The organism is Asaia lannensis NBRC 102526 (assembly GCF_024054035.1).
GTDB lineage: Bacteria > Pseudomonadota > Alphaproteobacteria > Acetobacterales > Acetobacteraceae > Asaia > Asaia lannensis.
In genome coordinates, this window is record NZ_JAMXQU010000003.1 from 143,429 (window position 1) to 159,703 (window position 16,275).

The following is a 16,275-nucleotide window of genomic DNA, read 5'->3' on the forward strand; positions in this document are numbered from 1 at the left end:
CTCATGATAGGGTGGTATTGTCCTGCGATCATAGCGTGTCTGCCCTCATTGGGGATGAAAAAAGGCATAAATCGTACGGGCAATTTCCGAATTGATCCCGCCGACCGATGACAGCTCCTCCACGCTGGCGCTGCGCACCCCGCGCACGGACCCGAAACGCGTGAGAAGAGCCCGTTTGCGCACGGCACCGATTCCCGGAACGCTGTCGAGCTCGGAAGTCTTGATGGCTTTGCTCCGTCCGGCCCTGTGTGTGGTTATGGCAAAGCGATGCGCCTCGTCGCGCAGGCGTTGCAGATAGTAGAGAACCGGGTCGTTCGGTGGCATCTGGAAAGGTGACCTGCCTTCCTGAAAAAACCATTCCCGCCCGGCATCCCTGTCGGGTCCCTTTGCAATCGCCACGATCGGGATGTCGCGCACATTGAGTTCTTCCAGGACTGCACGCACGGCATTGAACTGACCCAGACCACCATCGATCAGCAGAAGATCCGGCCAGTCCTGCGGGCGCTCATCGGGCGCATCCGGATCGCGCTTGCCAAAGCGTCTCTCCATGACCTCGCGCATCATGCCGAAATCGTCGCCCGGCGTTACCGGTCCCTTGATGGCGAATTTGCGATAGGCCCGCTTGGTGAAACCCTCAGGTCCTGCAACCACCATCACACCATAGGCATGCTGCCCCATGATATGCGAATTATCATAGGTCTCGATACGCTGTGGCGGGGCCGGCAGGTCGAATGCCGCAGCAACACCATTCAGCAGCTTGCCGATCCCTGCACTTTCCGCCAGTCGACGTTCCAGCGCCTCGCGGGCGTTGGTTTCAGCATGACGCACCACGTCGCGTCGCTCCCCGCGCTGGGGCTGCAACAGCTCCAGCTTGCGACCGCGCTTGAGCGTCAGGGCCTCCGATACCAGCTCCAGCTCGGAAGGGTCCGTATTGAGCAATATCTGTGGCGGCGGCGGTTTGTCGTCGTAGAACTGGAGCAGGAACGCCGCCAGAATATCGGCCCTGTCGTCATCCTCCGCGTGATCGGGAAAAAACGCGCGGTTTCCGTTGTTGCGACTATTGCGGATAAAGAATACCTGAATGCAGCTTCGGCCTGCCTCCTGCCAGATCGCCACAATATCTGCATCGCCTATCGAGGCCGGATTGATAATACCGGATTCCTGCATGCTCGAAAAACCGCGTATACGGTCGCGTATGGCTGCCGCACGCTCGAATTCCAAAGCTTCCGAGGCCTTTTCCATCTCCTCGACAAGCGCCTTGTGCACATCACTGCTTTTGCCCGACAGGAACTGCTTCGTCTCCTCCACGAGTTCTGCATACTGACCCGGCGTCACACGGCCCACACAAGGGGCGGAACAACGCCTGATCTGAAATAGCAGGCAGGGGCGTGTACGCGACGTCAGGACCGCATCGCTGCATGACCTGAGCAGAAAGCTGCGCTGGATCAGGTTCAGGGTCTGATTAACCGCCCAGGCCGAAGCGAAAGGCCCCCAATAGGTCGCGTTCTTTACGGGGCGGCCGCGCTGCTTGGTGATCTGGGGAAACTCATGCCCCTCGGTCAGCATGATCCAGGGATAGGATTTGTCGTCACGCAACAGGATGTTGAAGCGCGGCTTCATCTTCTTGATGTAGTTCGCTTCAAGAAGCAGCGCCTCGGCTTCTGTCCGTGTGGTGACGATCTCCATCGATCTCGTAAGGCTCACCATCCGGCGCAATCGCTCCGGAAGCTGATTGAGACGCAGATAGGAAGAGACCCGTTTCTTCAGGCTGAGCGCTTTGCCGACATAAAGCACCTCACCTTTTTCCCCCAGCATTCGATACACGCCAGGGGTGAAGGGAATGGTCTTGAGCGCTTCACGGATAGCCTCCGCCCCCTCCTTGCGTGGCGCTCCAGAGAGGTCGGCCTCGACCGGGCCATCCGGTTTTGCGGGCGCGGTCATCGTGACGCGCACCCGGGAGGACTGGATGGCAGTTCATCCACCGAACATGTGGATAACTCTGTGGGGTATCGCGTGACAAATTGATGACGGGCGCAGTTTCGCGCGCTTTGCGACGCTTTGCCTAAATTTTGTGCATACGATGCTAAGATGTTGAAACTAAACAATTTTGCCCATTCGCTCCTAGGAAACAGCGCGAAGACCTTGGAAATACAGGGAGTCAATCCCTGAACTGCTATGAGAGTGGACAAAATTTCCACTCTCGCAGTGAGAACGATCCTGTTTTGTTCGAAGTTGCCTTCAGCGTTGCTCCGCCTGAGCCAGAACGCGCAGGAAATTCTCGCCCCAGATCAGCGCGAGATCCCGATCCGAAAATCCTTCCTGCAGAAGGGCCTCCGTCACAGCCCTGCTCTGTGAGGCATCCCGCCATCCCTCGATCATCCCGCCGCCGTCGAAATCGGAGGATACGCCGACGTGTTCGACACCGATCAGATTGGCAACATGGCGTACATGGCGCGCCATGTCCCTGACGGAAGCCTTACCTTCGCGCGCCGGCTTGAGGAAGGACGACATGGCCGTGATCTGGATTACGCCCCCCGTGTCACGCAACAGGCGCAACTGCTCGTCATCGAGATTGCGCGGGTGGTCGCACAAGGCGCGCGCGCAGGAATGGCTGGCGACAACAGGCATGGATGAATGCTCTGCCGCCTGCATCATCGTACTTTTCGCCGCGTGAGAGACATCGACCACAATGCCATGGGCGTTCATCTGCGCGATCGCTTCACGCCCGATCGCGGAAAGACCCCCGTGCAGCGTTTTTTCATTCCCCAGCGCCGGAAGCGGAATCGCAGCATCGGCAAGGTCGTTATGGCCGTTATGCGTCAGCGTCATGTAACGCACGCCCATCTGCGCCAGAGCCTGCACGCGAGACGGATCGCCCCCAAGGGCGTGACCGTTCTCGACGGCCGGAACCACAACCTGATGGTGCTGCGCCGCCGCTTCGCGAATGGCGGCGACACTGGAGCAGACGGCAACCTCGTCACTTTGTAGCTCCTTGATGACATGGAGCATGGCCTGTACCCGCTTCCAGGCATCGTGACGGCCCGTCTCGTCCAGCGCTGTCTGTGGGATATAGGCAGCAAGGCAAACAGCCCTCAGCCCCCCTTCACGCAGCTTGGGCAGATCGACCTGCCTGTCCGCAGAGCCGCTGGCGAAATCGCCACGGTCGGGCCAGGGAATATCGATATGGGAGTCGAGGGTCAGAATTCGGTCGTGAATCGCGGCTGTCATGCCTGTGTAAATGGGCTATTCAGCCGGGGCGGCAAGAGGCACTACCGCAGTTACCGTCAATTTGAAGGATCTTCGCATGCGGCTGATGACGTGGAATATCAACTCGTTGCGTCTGAGGCTGCCGCTTCTCGCCCGTCTCGCACAAGCGCAGCGCCCGGACATTATCTGTCTGCAGGAGACGAAAGTGCCCGACGGGCTGTTCCCGGCCCAGCCCCTGCACGATCTCGGCTACGTGCATCAGCATTATTGCGGCATGAAAGGTTATAACGGCGTGGCCATTCTTTCACGCCATCCGATGACCCGCCTGGAAGACACCCCTGACTGGTGCAAGAAGAGCGACACACGCCATATCGGTGCCTTGCTGGAGACACGGGACGGACCGGTCACGGTTCATGATTTCTACGTTCCCGCCGGGGGCGACATTCCCGATCCGGCACTGAACGAGAAATTCGCCCACAAGCTCGCCTTTCTTGATGAGGTCACCGCCTGGTTCCGCAACACGCCGCCAGAGCGCACGATTCTTGTAGGTGATCTCAATATCGCCCCGCTCGAACACGACGTGTGGAGCCATAAGCAGCTGGCCAATACCGTCAGTCATACACCACCGGAAATCGAACGCCTCAACCACTGGCAGCGTACCGGCTTTATGGACGCTATGCGCCTTGAGGTGCCCCCGGAAGAAAAACTCTACACCTGGTGGTCGTACAGAAACCGCGACTGGAAAGCCTCCAACCGGGGCAGGCGTCTGGACCATATCTGGATCACACCCGATCTGCGCCCCTGCCTCGAACGTATCGAGATCCTACGCGATGTGCGCGATTGGGAAAGCCCGTCGGATCATGTGCCAGTCACGATAGATCTCGACCTGATAATTTCCTGATCGACAGGCAACGCTTGTCCGGCCCGGTGCTCACCGGGCCAAAGACGATCCCCTGATCGACACCCCGGATCTGCGTCACCCTGAGAACCTTCGCCCCGTATCCTCCAGACACCGCAGACACAAAAAACCCCGACCTGTTGCCAGATCGGGGCTTCTTATTCCGAAATCGGATCACGCGAACGTGCCGTCGCTCAGCTCATCAGCGCGCTGCTTCCTTCTGGATTGAGGCGGTAACCACCCCCTTCCGTCAGCAGAAGTGAGGCATTCGCCGGATCGGGCTCGATCTTCTGGCGGAGACGATAGATATGCGTCTCAAGCGTGTGCGTTGTGACGGCCGCGTTATAGCCCCAGACCTCGTTCAGCAGCACCTGACGGGCAATCGGACGATGCCCGGCGCGATACAGATATTTGAGGATCGCAGCTTCCTTTTCCGTCAGGCGGATACGGCGATTTTTCGCAGGCTCCTGAAGGATTTTGGAAGAAGGACGGAACAGATAAGGCCCGATCGGGAAAACCGCATCTTCGCTGTTTTCGAACAGGCGCAGCTGCGCACGCAGTCGGGCCAGCAGTTCCGCAATACGGAAAGGCTTCGCGACATAGTCGTTCGCCCCGGCATCCAGTCCGCGCACGACGTCGGCTTCGTCGTCCGAGCCGGTCAGGATGATGATCGGCATACGCACACCCTGTCGGCGCAGCTCCGCACAGAAGTCGCGTCCGTCACCGTCAGGAAGGGTTACATCGAGCAGAATACCGTCGACGCGCACATCCGGTACTTCAAGCTTGGCTTTCGCATCGGCAACCGAAACAGCCTGGATGGGTTCGAACTCACCTTCGAGCTTGAGCTGTTCGACCAGGAGTTGGCGAAGCGTATCGTCATCGTCGACAATAAGGACAGGACGCGGACCAGGCATGTATAACCTTCTCTCACCAGCTGGGGACCAAGCCCCCGGGTACAGACCCGACTTCTCTAGGAAGAAAGAGCCTCGTTTTGCTTGTGAGCCTTACACCGATATCGTGATAACGCCAATCCGATCAGACCCTTCAGGCTGCCGGATACCGAGCTTTAGACGGTAATTACTCATAAATTAATGTTCAGATGTGAGGTTTGTGACATGACTGTCATTCTGCGACACAGAACAGGGCCTCTCGCGACCCTTTTCATTAATCAGGAGCCTGTTCCGGCGATAATCGGAGCCGGCGGTATCAGAGGCGACAAGTCCGAAGGCGATCATGCGACCCCTCTCGGCTTTCTGCCGTTTCGCCATGTTTTCTATCGTGCGGACCGGGTCTCCCGTCCCGCTACCGCCCTGCGTGTAGAAGCTTTGGCCCCCAATGATGGCTGGTGCGACGATCCAGCGCATCGCGATTACAATCGCCAGATCACGCTCCCTCATCCGGCGCGGCATGAAACATTATGGCGTGAGGATAACTGTTACGATCTCTGCGTGGTCCTCGGCTGGAACGACGATCCGGTCATTCCCCACAGGGGATCGGCCATCTTTCTGCACCTGCCGCCCGCCAGCGGGGCGACGGAAGGATGTATTGCCCTGACAGAGCCCCTCCTGCGCCGACTGATCGCCTCACCAGCACAGGGCATCGAGGTGCGAGCCGACTGAAAGGCCCGACACCTCTGTCACCTCAACACGCCTTGGTTCGATCAGGCCGATGCTTCCGCCTTCTCGTCTGCGCGCTCGGCTTTCTCAAAGGTCTCGATTTCCTCTGACAAGGGCGGTGCCATGAAGACCAGCATGTCACCTATGGCCGGCGAAACCGGAAACTCGTCTTCTGCCGAGCGGATCGTAATGGACTGCCCGCGTCGTATCGACAGGAAATCCAGACGGTTCGGCACTGACCCGAATGAGGCAGCACTCGCCTCATCTGCCATGGCCGTTGCAAAACGCCATCCCTTCTCGAACAGCATCTCGATCAGGGTGAAATTCCATGAGGGATCGCCCAGCAGCTTGCCGCGCGCGTCACGCGACAGGCCGTGATAGAAATCCAGTCTCGCCACACCGGGGCTGATCTGGAACACGCGCTGACGGCCCATATGCGGGGCCATGTGCGCGCAGACGAGCCCGTTATAGATCGCGTCGGTCGTGGTCGAAATCAGGTAATCCGCCGGACGCTCCTCGAGCGCCTCCTCGCCGTATTGCGACAGAAGCTCGGCACGCAATACAGGCACTCCCTGACGCATGGCCGGTATCAGCGTATTGGAGCGGTTATCGACCAGAAGAATGGGAATACCATTGCCGTTGAGACATTTGGCAAAATCGATGGACCAGGCCGAGGCGCCGACGATGGCCAGCGCGGGCTCGTTGGACAGGGTCAGTTTGAGATAACGCGCAATCGGTCGAAGGGAAAATCCATGGAAAATCATCGTTCCGCCGATAATGGCGAAGACGGCAGGCATGATGAGGTCTGCGCTATGATAGCCGGCATCCGTCATGCGATAGCCCGCAGCACCGGCCACAGCGGCGGCGACAATACCACGCGGTGCAATCCAGGCCACGAATAGCCTCTCCTGCCATTTGAGCCCTGTCCCGATCGTCGAAAGGAAGATCGCAAGAGGCCGCACCCCAAACATGACCGCTGCGGTCAGAAGGCAGATCGGCAGGGAGAGATGCGCCAGTACATCGCGATGCAGGTCAGCCGTCAGCATGATGAACAACACTGCGACAACCAGAACGACCAGCGATTCCTTCATGCGCCGAAGCTCGGACAGGCCGGGAACATGCAGATTGGTGAGCGCCATACCGAACACGGTAGCACCCACGAGCCCCGCCCCTTCCATGCTCATATTGCACAGGCTGAAGATCAGGAGCGCAAGCGTCAGCAGGAGTGGCGTCTTGAGCGGCTCGGGCATGAGGTCGCGCACGAAAAGATAGCGGACCAGATAGGCAGGCAGAATGCCGACCGCGAGCGACTCAGCCGTAGAGGCCAGCAGGTCGGGCAGCACTGTGGTCAGGAAGACATCCGTCCCGATCGGTACCCGTGTCGCAACCACCTGCAGAACCACGGCTGCAAGAATGGCCCCAATCGGGTCATTGATAATCGCTTCCCACCGCAAAAAAGCGGCAACGCGCGGCTGGAGCTTGTTGTGACGGAGCAGAGGCAGCACGACCGTCGGTCCGGTCACGGTAATGATCGCACCGAAAAGGGCCGCCACCCCCCATTCCATATGGGCAATATAATGTGCAGCCGCCCAGCCGAGCACCCACGAAATCGGTAGTGCCAGCATGGTGAGGCGCGTCACGCCCTCTCCTGCTTCGCGCAGCTGCCTGAAATCGAGCAGAAGCCCGCCTTCGAACACGATGATCGCAACCAGAAGCGAGACGAGCGGGCGGAAAATCCATCCCAGCGCGGCAGACGGATGAAGAATGCCCAGACCGGGACCGAAAATCAGCCCTAGTGCAAACAATATGACAATGGCTGGAAGACGGAACTTCCAGGCGACCCATTGCGCCCCGATACCCGCCCCAAGGGTCAGAAGAAGCCCGATAAATATTGCCAGCGCCATGATCGCGTGATTTTCCCTGCCCGGTTAGACGTTGCCCGTATTCAGCTGCTCAGTCGGCCTTGCGCTGCATGACAGCGGCGAAAAACCCATCCGTTTCATTACGCAAAGGCGTGAGCGCAAAACCGGACTCGCCACGCAATGCCTCAGGCAGCATTTCACTGCCTGCGGCGACACGCTCGAACCGGTCATTGTGCGCCAAGAACGCCGCGACCTGCTCTTCGTTTTCTTCGTTCAGCAGGGAGCAGGTTGCGTAAACCAGACGTCCACCCGGCTTGACCAGTGTCGAGGCACGATCGAGGATATCGGCCTGCTTGGCACGCAGCTCGATAATGTCCTGCTCGACAAGGCGTATGCGTGCGTCGGGGTTACGACGCCACGTGCCCGTGCCCGAGCAGGGTGCATCGACGAGCACACGATCGAACGCACCTGCACGACGCTTGACCCATTTGTCACCGCTTGTCAGGAGATGGCGCTCTACATTGTGCACCCCTGCCCGACGCAGCCGCTTGACTGCCCCTTCCAGACGCGGGGCAGAGACATCGCATGCGACAACCTGCCCCTTGTTCTCCATGCCCATGGCGATTGCGAGCGTCTTGCCTCCGGCGCCCGCACAGAAATCCACCACGCGTTCGCCAGGTTTCGCATCGAGCATGCCGACAATGAGCTGACTGCCCTCGTCCTGGATCTCGATGATACCTTCGCGAAAACTCTGCGTGGCGGTCACGTTTTGACGGCCCGGCAGACGCAATCCCCATGGAGAGAGAGGCGTAGGCGATGCCATGATCTGCTCGTTGCGCAGCGAGCGGATCGCTTCGTCCCGATGCCCTTTGAGAAGATTGACCCTGAGATCGAGAGGAGCCGCACTATCGAGCGCCCCCATCTCGGCTTCGAGCCGATCGCCGAAGGCACGTTCGAGATAGGGCTGCAGCCAGTCCGGAAACTCCAGACGTACAGGCAGAGGCATATCAGGGTGGTTCAGTTCACGACCGGCAAGTGCAGCGAGAGCAGCATCCTCACGGCTGGTGAGATGGGACTGCGCGAAGCGCTCGCCATTGAACAGGTTGCGAACCGTGCCGATCTCTTCCCCACCCAGAATGAGCGAGGCCGCGCAAAGCGTGCGCGGTGACGGACCACCGGGGATGTCACGCAAATGCCAGTGCAGACGACGCCACTGACGCAGCACGTCCCAGATACGCGCGGAGATCACGCGCCGGTCGCCGCCGCCGATATAGCGGCGCTCGCGGAAATAGTTATTGGCCGTCGCATCGGCAGGACGGCGGGGGGCTGCCTCGATGGCGCAGAGCAGATCGATGGCAGCAGAAAGTCGGGCAGCGGGAGTCATGCTCCCGCGCTTACAAGTTTTTGTCAGTCCTGGCGATAGTTAGGTGCTTCGCGCGTGATGGTCACATCATGCACGTGGCTTTCACGCAGGCCCGCATTGGTGATGCGACGGAAACGCGTGCGCACCTGCAGATCGGCAATGGTGGGCGATCCCGTATATCCCATGCCTGCCTTCAGACCGCCGACGAGCTGATGCACCACGGCAGCCATGCTGCCCTTGTACGGCACCTGCCCCTCGATCCCCTCGGGCACAAGCTTGAGCGAATCCTTGACCTCCGCCTGGAAATACCGGTCCGCAGAACCGCGGGCCATGGCGCCAAGCGAGCCCATGCCACGATAGGCCTTGTAGGAACGGCCCTGATGCAGGAACACCTCTCCTGGGCTTTCCTCGCAACCCGCTAGAAGCGAACCGATCATCACCACGTCAGCACCGGCACCGATTGCCTTGACGATATCGCCCGAGGTGCGGATGCCACCATCGGCGATAGCGAAAATTCCAGCTTCATGGCAGGCCGCAGATGTTTCCATGACGGCAGAGAACTGCGGCACACCCACACCGGCCACGACGCGCGTGGTGCAGATGGAACCCGGTCCGATGCCGATTTTCACGCAATCCGCGCCAACTCCGGCCAGGGCGATCGCTGCTTCGGGTGTCGCCACGTTACCGGCAATCACCTGAATGCCAGCGTGGCGCGATTTGAGTGTCGCAACCGTATCGAGCACGCCGCGCGAATGACCGTGTGCCGTATCGACAATCACGATATCCACACCGGCAGAGACCAGAGCCTCGGCGCGGGCAAGCCCATCGGCCCCGACACCAATGGCGGCAGCACAGCGCAAACGGCCGAACTGATCCTTGATGGCAAGCGGATGCGCTTCCGCCTTGTCCATATCCTTGACCGTAATAAGGCCAGTGCATCGGTTCTGGTCGTCCACGACCAGAAGCTTCTCGATACGGTGACGATGCAGAAGATCCTGTGCGACCGCGGCATCGGCCCCGTGACGCACGGTGACGAGGTTCTCATGCGTCATCATGTCACGCACCGGCGTGTCCAGATCGCTGGTAAAACGCATGTCACGATTGGTCAGGATACCGACCAGTTCGCCTGTGCCCGGCATCACAACCGGCAGGCCGCTGATCCCGTGCTGTTTCATGATCGCATGCACATCGCGCAGCGTCTGCTCAGGTCCTACCGTGACAGGGTTGACGACCATGCCCGATTCGAAGCGCTTGACGCGGCGTACATGCTCGGCCTGCTCCTCGACGGACAGGTTCTTGTGAATGACGCCCATGCCGCCCTGCTGGGCCATTGCAATGGCCATGGCATCTTCGGTCACGGTGTCCATGGCCGACGAGAGCAGCGGAATATTGAGTTCGATGGAATTTGTCAGGCGCGTACGCGTCGAGGCCTGCGCCGGCAGGACGTCCGATGCCGCGGGTTCGACCAGTACGTCATCGAATGCAAGAGCTTCGCGGATGCGGTCATGGGAGACGCTGCGCGAGGCATAGTCACCAACCCGTTCGCCAGCCATTCCGGTTGGTGTATTATTGGTCGTGGTCATCTGCCGCAGCCTCCCCGCTTGTCAATCAGGAAAGCCCGCGGCTTTCCTACCGTTGGCGCGTCCTCTTAGACCAAAGCAGTCCGTGTTGAAAACAGGAGATTGCGCAGGCCGGTGCGAATTTCACCGTTTTGCCATAACGCACGCCGCGGCCGGACAGTACGTAACGACATCGCAACAACGATCTGGCGGTAGGCAAGCTCGCACCTTTTTACGCCCTGCTTCACGCCGATTCCGGGTTCAGGCAGCGACAACCGAAGCTGACGAACGCCCCTCGCCCCGAAGGAAGTCACGAATGGTCTGGGCAGCCCGGAAAGAGGCCCCGCGTTTGGGCTGGGAACCAAACGTCTCCTGGATCATGCGCTCCTGCCTTTCCCGATACAGGACATGACGCGACTCCGCCTGCGCAAGAGCGGGATAGATATCTTCGGCGTGCTCGACCACATCTCCCAGGGTCCAGTGTCTGAAATGCGGGTTATTCCGCCATTCGACCTTGTGAGGATTGAGAAATATGCATGGCCGGGGGGTAATAAGGAACTCGTAAACCTGTGAACTGACATCGCCGATATACAGAGACGCCCGCGCCGTATGAGTCATGTCGAGCATGGCCGAAGACGCCGCATCGAGCCGGACATGGTCCCCGACGACTTTCTCGAACTGACGACGGCGACGACCGAAATCCTTGTGAAAGATCTTGATATGCGGGGCGATCAGCAGATCGTAGCGATCAAGACGGTTCACCGCCTCGACCAGTGGCTCGAGACAGGTCCGGTACGAAGAAAGTGCTTTTTTGTAATGCGGGTTATAAAGCGCAATCGGCCTGCTAGAATTTGCGGGCACGGCCTTCTGGACGTTCTGCTTCTCAACCGCATCGAATTTCGGATACCCGATTATGCGCGTCTGTGCGGCAGTCGCCAGCTTCTTGGCAAGGAAGGACTCCGCAATTTTCGGCCCCGATACCAGAGAGAGGTCGAACTGGCGTATCAGGTGCTCATCATTGACCTCCCGGTCTCCGGCACCGTGCTGGATCAGGATAAGAGCCGGCTTGCGCAGCCCCATCTCACGCAAGGCCCCGGCCGAATACTCCGTTGCCACCACCGCATCGAACTGCTCCAGACGCTCGATATTGGCACGCATGACGATTTCGCGCTCCGCATCGAGCCGCCGCATACGGCGCAGAAAGGACGCGCGAACGGGCATCTTCAGTTCACCACGTTCGATATGACCGGCCAAGCCGTTCCTGTGTCGGATACGATCCAGATGAAACGCCGTCTCGGGAAAACTCACGAACTCCGTCACCGAGACATTGGGAAGCTGAGCCAGAGCGGAAGAGACAGCGGCGACGTGATAACACTGATACGGTTCAGCCACGTACAAAAACGCGATTTTCATCCGGCTTGCCTGCTCCTAGGCCAATTCCAACACCAGACTCTTTTACGACAGAACTTCATGACGATAAGTAACAATGCACAACACGACCCCGCAAGTCGGAAGCGCAACGCGCGAAGTTATTTTCCAATTATCGCAAATACGGGATTTATCCGGTCCATATTAATAAGGCAATTATCACTCATATAACAAACGTATTACCTATATTTAATCGTGTATATTATTCCGAACCAATAATAACCTCTCTAAATTCTGTTATATACTCTGAAGAATGTATGAATTATGCGATGCATGGTCAGGATACATATCTTCCAACCAGCGGCATCCCGCATTTGGATCCATCTATGCGCGTCGCCACCTTCGCAAACAGGCAAAGACCCCGCTGTCAGCGACAGATGTGTTACAATTCCGCATGTTCTCAGCCTCGGGACTCTCTCATTGCGCGCGCCATCCTCACCGAGGGCTGAGATCACCCGCCTCCACGTGTCGATAATCCGCGTCCGAACCCAGAATCGCAAACTGCTCTCTATCCGTGCCCGTCAGAAAGGCATCGAATCTACTCTGCCGGAGAAAGGTCAGAAGTGCCTCGCGCCTGCGCATATCGAGATGATTGAGCGGTTCATCCAGCAGGATAACCGGCGCTCTGCCCGTCTGCCTCTCGGTAAGGACGGCATGATTGAGAATGACATGGACGAGCATGGCCTTTTGCTGACCGCTGCTTGAAAGCGTCGCCTCCCGCCCAGTAAGCGCGTCGCTCAACAGAAAATCTGCCTTGTGGGCACCAAGGGATGTTGCGCCACGCTGCGCATCCTCCGCACGCGTGTTCGAAAGTGCTTCACGAAGACTATCTTCGACGGCAAGAGCGGGACTGCGCGCGAGATCGTTGGCGATTGCGCAGTCCAGTGCAATCCGCGCCACCGGAAAGCCCGTCTCATCCGTAAGCGGCGACGCATTCATGGCCTCGACCAGCGCCATGCGGGCAGCCGTCAGTGCCACAGCATGGCGTGCAATGCTGTCTTCGATGGAAGCGAGCCAGACCGATTGATCGGGGCGCGTCGCGAGCAGACGATTGCGCTGGGCAACGGCCCGCTCATGCGCCGCGCTCTCACGGGCATGATGAGGATCGAGCGCGAGAACCAGGCGATCGAAAAAGCGTCGCCTCCCCGAGGCCGGATCACTGAAAAGGCGATCCATCTGGGGGGTAAGCCAGGTTGCCGAAAAATGGGGAGAGATCTGCGCCTGATTGCGTACAGCTTCGTTATCGAGCCTGAACACACGACGCACCGGATTGGTTGGGTCCATGCCGGTCGCCAGATCGACACAGTCGCCTCCACTCGCGATCCGCGTAGCGATCCCCCATGGACCGCCACCGTGGCGCTGGATCTGCGCATTGGGAGCCGCGCGCAGACCGCGGCCCGGCGCGAGAAGCGACATGGCTTCAAGCAGATTGGTCTTCCCTGCCCCGTTTTCGCCGGTCAGGACGGCAAGGCGGCTATGGGGCGTCCAGGCCAGACGCTCATAATTACGAAAATTCGTGAGGACGAGCCTGGATATACGCAAAGATCTGACGTGACCCTGCGTCAGACGCGCATAGGCATGAGAACGTAAAGAGCCGTGGGCAGATTCGTGTCACGCACCAGCGTAGGCGCGGCACTATCGGCAAACGCGAATTCTGCCTCGACATCGATCTGATCGGTGATGTCGTTCAGATAGCGCGCCTGAAAGCCGATTTCGAGCGACGGACCGTCATAGGATACGCTCGTCTCGTCCAGCTCTTCCTTTGCCATGCCCTGATCGGGACTGATGGCGGAAAGCGTGAGCAGATTGGTCCGGACGGCAAGCTTTACCGGGCGCGAGCGCTCCTGACTGATCGCAGCAACACGCGCCACAGCATCGGCGAAGGCATGTTTGTTCACGCGCAGGAAGCGGTCGTTGTTTTTGGGAATGACACGCTCATATTCCGGGAACGTCCCGTCAATCAGCTTGGATGTCAGCATGACGGCCCCGACACGGAACTGGATACGCGTGTCAGACAGACTGACCTCGACGGCACCGGCGCCCTCATCGAGCAGCTTGCGCAGTTCGGCAACGGTTTTGCGCGGGATGATCACACCCGGCATGTCCGACGCGCCGGCAGGGAGATCGGTTTCGACGCGTGCAAGACGGTGCCCGTCCGTTGCCACGGCGCGCAGTCTGGCTGTGTCGCCGTCTTTCGCGACATGGAAATAGATGCCGTTCAGGTAATAGCGTGTCTCCTCCGTGGAGATCGCAAAACGTGTACGATCGACAAGACCACGCAGGACGGCAGCGGGTATGGAAAATGCACAGGGAAGATCCCCGGCAACCATCGAAGGGAAGTCCTCGACCGGCAGCACATTCAGGCTGGTCGCATAGCGGCCCGCACGCAGAGCCAGAGGGGCGTCGCCACCGCCGTGATCCAGCTCTACCACAGAACCGTCAGGCAGCTTGCGGACGATCTCATAAAGGACGCTTGCAGGTGCAGTGACGGCACCATCGCGTGCACCTTCTGCCGCCACTTCCTCGACAACCGCAATTTCCATATCCGTTGCGGTCAGGCGAAGCAGATTACCCTCGATGGAGAGCATCACGTTCGCCAGAATGGGGATCGTGTTGCGCTTTTCTGCAACACTCTGGATATGGGCAAGGGCACGGATCAGCGTTGTGCGGTCAGCCTTGAATTTCATATGATCGTAGACCCTCGAACACCCGAATAACAAAAAACCAGTCTAGCAGAGCCACTTGCCGTGGCAAAGATCAGCCTTCGAGCATGCGTCGCAGCAGCTCGACATCCTCGGCAAAAGCCACGTCGCGCTCCATCAGCTCCTGAACGCGCGAAACAGCATGCATGACCGTCGTATGATCGCGATTGCCGAATTTGCGTCCGATTTCCGGCAGGGAGCGGCTGGTGAGCTGCTTTGCAAGGAACATCGCCACCTGTCGAGGCCGCGCGACTGCACGGGCGCGACGGGCCGAAGACATGTCCGTCAGACGGATATTCCAGTGCTCCGAGACCTTGCGCTGGATTTCCTCGATGGTCACGCGCCTGTCATGCGCCTTGAGGATATCGTGCAGCACGTCCTGCGTGCTCTCCAGCGTGACGGGGCGACCGAACAGATTGGCATGAGCGATCAGGCGGTTCAGCGCCCCTTCGAGCTCACGCACGTTCGACGTGATCTTGTGCGCCAGAAATTCCAGTACCTTGGCAGGCACGGCAACGCCGGAAGCCTGTGCCTTGGCTTCGAGAATGGAAATACGCAGCTCGAACGTGGTGGCGTGAATATCGGCCACCATGCCACACCCCAGACGCGTGCGTAGCCGGTCTTCGAGACCCGACAGATCGGAAGGGGATTTGTCAGCACTGACCACGATCTGACGACCGGCATCGACAAGGGCATTGAAGGTATGGAAGAACTCTTCCTGCGTATTGTCCTTGCCGATCAGAAACTGGAGATCGTCGATCATCAGGACATCGACCGAACGCAGCTGTTCCTTGAACTCCATCGTCGATTGCGAGCGAATGGCCGCAATAAACCGGTACATGAACTTCTCGGCCGACATATAGGCTACGGATACGCGCCCACCGCTCGTCAGTTCGGATCCAATGGCATGCATGAGATGCGTCTTGCCCAGACCGACACCACCATAGAGAAAAAGCGGGTTAAAACCGGGGCTGGACGGCTTTTCAGCCACACGGCGCGCGCAGGCATAGGCAAACTCGTTCGGCTTGCCCACAACGAAACTGTCGAATGTAAAACGCGGATCGAGCGGGGCAGCGAGATCGTGCCGCGCATCCTGCACACTCGCAGCCGGGGCCGCAGGGGCTTCGACCTCGACGACCGGTGCTGCCGCTTTGACCGCTACCGGCGTTGCCAGACCGTCGCCCACACGCTGGACCTGCAGTTCGACATGATGGACAGCGCGATTTTCATTGCGCCACAGTTCCTGCAGGCGATCGCCATACTGTCCACGCACCCAGTCGCGCAGAAAGCGCGTTGGCAGGAAGAGGGTAATTTCATCTTCTTCCAGCGGGCCGAGCACGATCTGCTGCAGCCAGGTACGGTATTCGACGTCACCGACCTCGACACGCAATCTCTCGCGCACCTTGACCCATTGGGAAGCCAGAACCGGATCGGTTCCGTTTGTGCAGGAAACCGTTTCCGTCACTGCAGGAAGATCCGTATGAGACCCTTCGTCTGCCATCACTCCCCCGAGCTACAACAAAAGACACGACAGGAGCCATCACGAGCCGTGAAGCATGACCTTCCTGATCCCCGGTTAAAGGGCGCACAGAATAGGGCAAACAGTCCGTGAGAGGCAAGCTTAACCGGACGCCGGGAAG

General features: G+C 59.1%; 12 protein-coding genes. 2 read left to right on the top strand and 10 right to left on the bottom strand.

The window, feature by feature from the left end; genetic code table 11:
• Positions 1-45: 45 nt before the first annotated feature.
• Entirely contained in the window at positions 46-1,941 is a 1,896-nt protein-coding gene (gene uvrC / locus NF685_RS05500) for an excinuclease ABC subunit UvrC (RefSeq protein WP_252848899.1), read from the bottom strand.
• A gap of 297 nt (positions 1,942-2,238) precedes the next feature.
• On the bottom strand, positions 2,239-3,228 hold the full coding sequence (locus NF685_RS05505) for a dipeptidase (RefSeq protein ID WP_252848900.1): 990 nt from the start codon (positions 3,226-3,228) through the stop codon (positions 2,239-2,241).
• A 76-nt stretch (positions 3,229-3,304) separates the two neighbouring features.
• Here NF685_RS05505 and NF685_RS05510 point away from each other — a divergent pair, with 76 nt between their 5' ends.
• Positions 3,305-4,108, top strand: a complete 804-nt coding sequence (locus NF685_RS05510; RefSeq protein WP_252848901.1) for an exodeoxyribonuclease III — start codon at positions 3,305-3,307, stop codon at positions 4,106-4,108.
• A 191-nt stretch (positions 4,109-4,299) separates the two neighbouring features.
• Here the strand turns inward: NF685_RS05510 and NF685_RS05515 are convergent, their stop codons facing one another.
• Positions 4,300-5,019 carry a response regulator transcription factor gene (locus NF685_RS05515; protein ID WP_222547235.1) on the bottom strand — a complete coding sequence of 240 codons (720 nt, stop codon included), beginning with the start codon at positions 5,017-5,019 and terminating at the stop codon, positions 4,300-4,302.
• 201 nt (positions 5,020-5,220) lie between these two features.
• Between NF685_RS05515 and NF685_RS05520 the strand changes: the two genes are divergently transcribed.
• Entirely contained in the window at positions 5,221-5,724 is a 504-nt protein-coding gene (locus NF685_RS05520) for a L,D-transpeptidase family protein (protein ID WP_252848902.1), read from the top strand.
• Positions 5,725-5,765: 41 nt separating this feature from the next.
• Here the strand turns inward: NF685_RS05520 and NF685_RS05525 are convergent, their stop codons facing one another.
• The 7 genes from NF685_RS05525 to dnaA all read right to left on the bottom strand — a co-directional run bounded on the left by NF685_RS05525 (position 5,766) and on the right by dnaA (position 16,136).
• Positions 5,766-7,625: a cation:proton antiporter gene (locus NF685_RS05525; RefSeq protein ID WP_222547233.1), complete on the bottom strand. Its 1,860-nt coding sequence runs from the start codon at positions 7,623-7,625 to the stop codon at positions 5,766-5,768.
• A gap of 49 nt (positions 7,626-7,674) precedes the next feature.
• Positions 7,675-8,967, bottom strand: a complete 1,293-nt coding sequence (locus NF685_RS05530) for an RsmB/NOP family class I SAM-dependent RNA methyltransferase (RefSeq protein ID WP_252848903.1) — start codon at positions 8,965-8,967, stop codon at positions 7,675-7,677.
• Positions 8,968-8,990: 23 nt separating this feature from the next.
• The gene (guaB, locus tag NF685_RS05535; RefSeq protein WP_222548445.1) at positions 8,991-10,499 is read right to left on the bottom strand and encodes an IMP dehydrogenase; all 1,509 of its coding nucleotides are present in this window, start codon (positions 10,497-10,499) and stop codon (positions 8,991-8,993) included.
• Positions 10,500-10,766: 267 nt separating this feature from the next.
• On the bottom strand, positions 10,767-11,918 hold the full coding sequence (locus NF685_RS05540) for a CDP-glycerol glycerophosphotransferase family protein (protein WP_252848904.1): 1,152 nt from the start codon (positions 11,916-11,918) through the stop codon (positions 10,767-10,769).
• Positions 11,919-12,368: 450 nt separating this feature from the next.
• Positions 12,369-13,475 carry a DNA replication/repair protein RecF gene (gene recF, locus NF685_RS05545; RefSeq protein WP_252848905.1) on the bottom strand — a complete coding sequence of 369 codons (1,107 nt, stop codon included), beginning with the start codon at positions 13,473-13,475 and terminating at the stop codon, positions 12,369-12,371.
• 20 nt (positions 13,476-13,495) lie between these two features.
• Complete coding sequence (gene dnaN / locus NF685_RS05550; protein WP_252848906.1) at positions 13,496-14,620, bottom strand: DNA polymerase III subunit beta; 1,125 nt, start codon at positions 14,618-14,620, stop codon at positions 13,496-13,498.
• Between the two features lie 70 nt (positions 14,621-14,690).
• Positions 14,691-16,136 (bottom strand): chromosomal replication initiator protein DnaA, encoded by a 1,446-nt coding sequence (gene dnaA / locus NF685_RS05555; RefSeq protein WP_252848907.1) that lies wholly within the window; start codon positions 16,134-16,136, stop codon positions 14,691-14,693.
• Positions 16,137-16,275: the final 139 nt, after the last annotated feature.

Bases quoted from the DNA above. Each gene is read 5' to 3' on its own strand.
- uvrC (WP_252848899.1), bottom strand. From the start codon at position 1,941: ATGACCGCGCCCGCAAAACCGGATGGCCCGGTCGAGGCCGACCTCTCT.
- NF685_RS05505 (WP_252848900.1), bottom strand. From the start codon at position 3,228: ATGACAGCCGCGATTCACGACCGAATTCTGACCCTCGACTCCCATATC.
- NF685_RS05510 (WP_252848901.1), top strand. From the start codon at position 3,305: ATGCGGCTGATGACGTGGAATATCAACTCGTTGCGTCTGAGGCTGCCG.
- NF685_RS05515 (WP_222547235.1), bottom strand. From the start codon at position 5,019: ATGCCTGGTCCGCGTCCTGTCCTTATTGTCGACGATGACGATACGCTT.
- NF685_RS05520 (WP_252848902.1), top strand. From the start codon at position 5,221: ATGACTGTCATTCTGCGACACAGAACAGGGCCTCTCGCGACCCTTTTC.
- NF685_RS05525 (WP_222547233.1), bottom strand. From the start codon at position 7,625: ATGGCGCTGGCAATATTTATCGGGCTTCTTCTGACCCTTGGGGCGGGT.
- NF685_RS05530 (WP_252848903.1), bottom strand. From the start codon at position 8,967: ATGACTCCCGCTGCCCGACTTTCTGCTGCCATCGATCTGCTCTGCGCC.
- guaB (WP_222548445.1), bottom strand. From the start codon at position 10,499: ATGGCTGGCGAACGGGTTGGTGACTATGCCTCGCGCAGCGTCTCCCAT.
- NF685_RS05540 (WP_252848904.1), bottom strand. From the start codon at position 11,918: ATGAAAATCGCGTTTTTGTACGTGGCTGAACCGTATCAGTGTTATCAC.
- dnaN (WP_252848906.1), bottom strand. From the start codon at position 14,620: ATGAAATTCAAGGCTGACCGCACAACGCTGATCCGTGCCCTTGCCCAT.
- dnaA (WP_252848907.1), bottom strand. From the start codon at position 16,136: ATGGCAGACGAAGGGTCTCATACGGATCTTCCTGCAGTGACGGAAACG.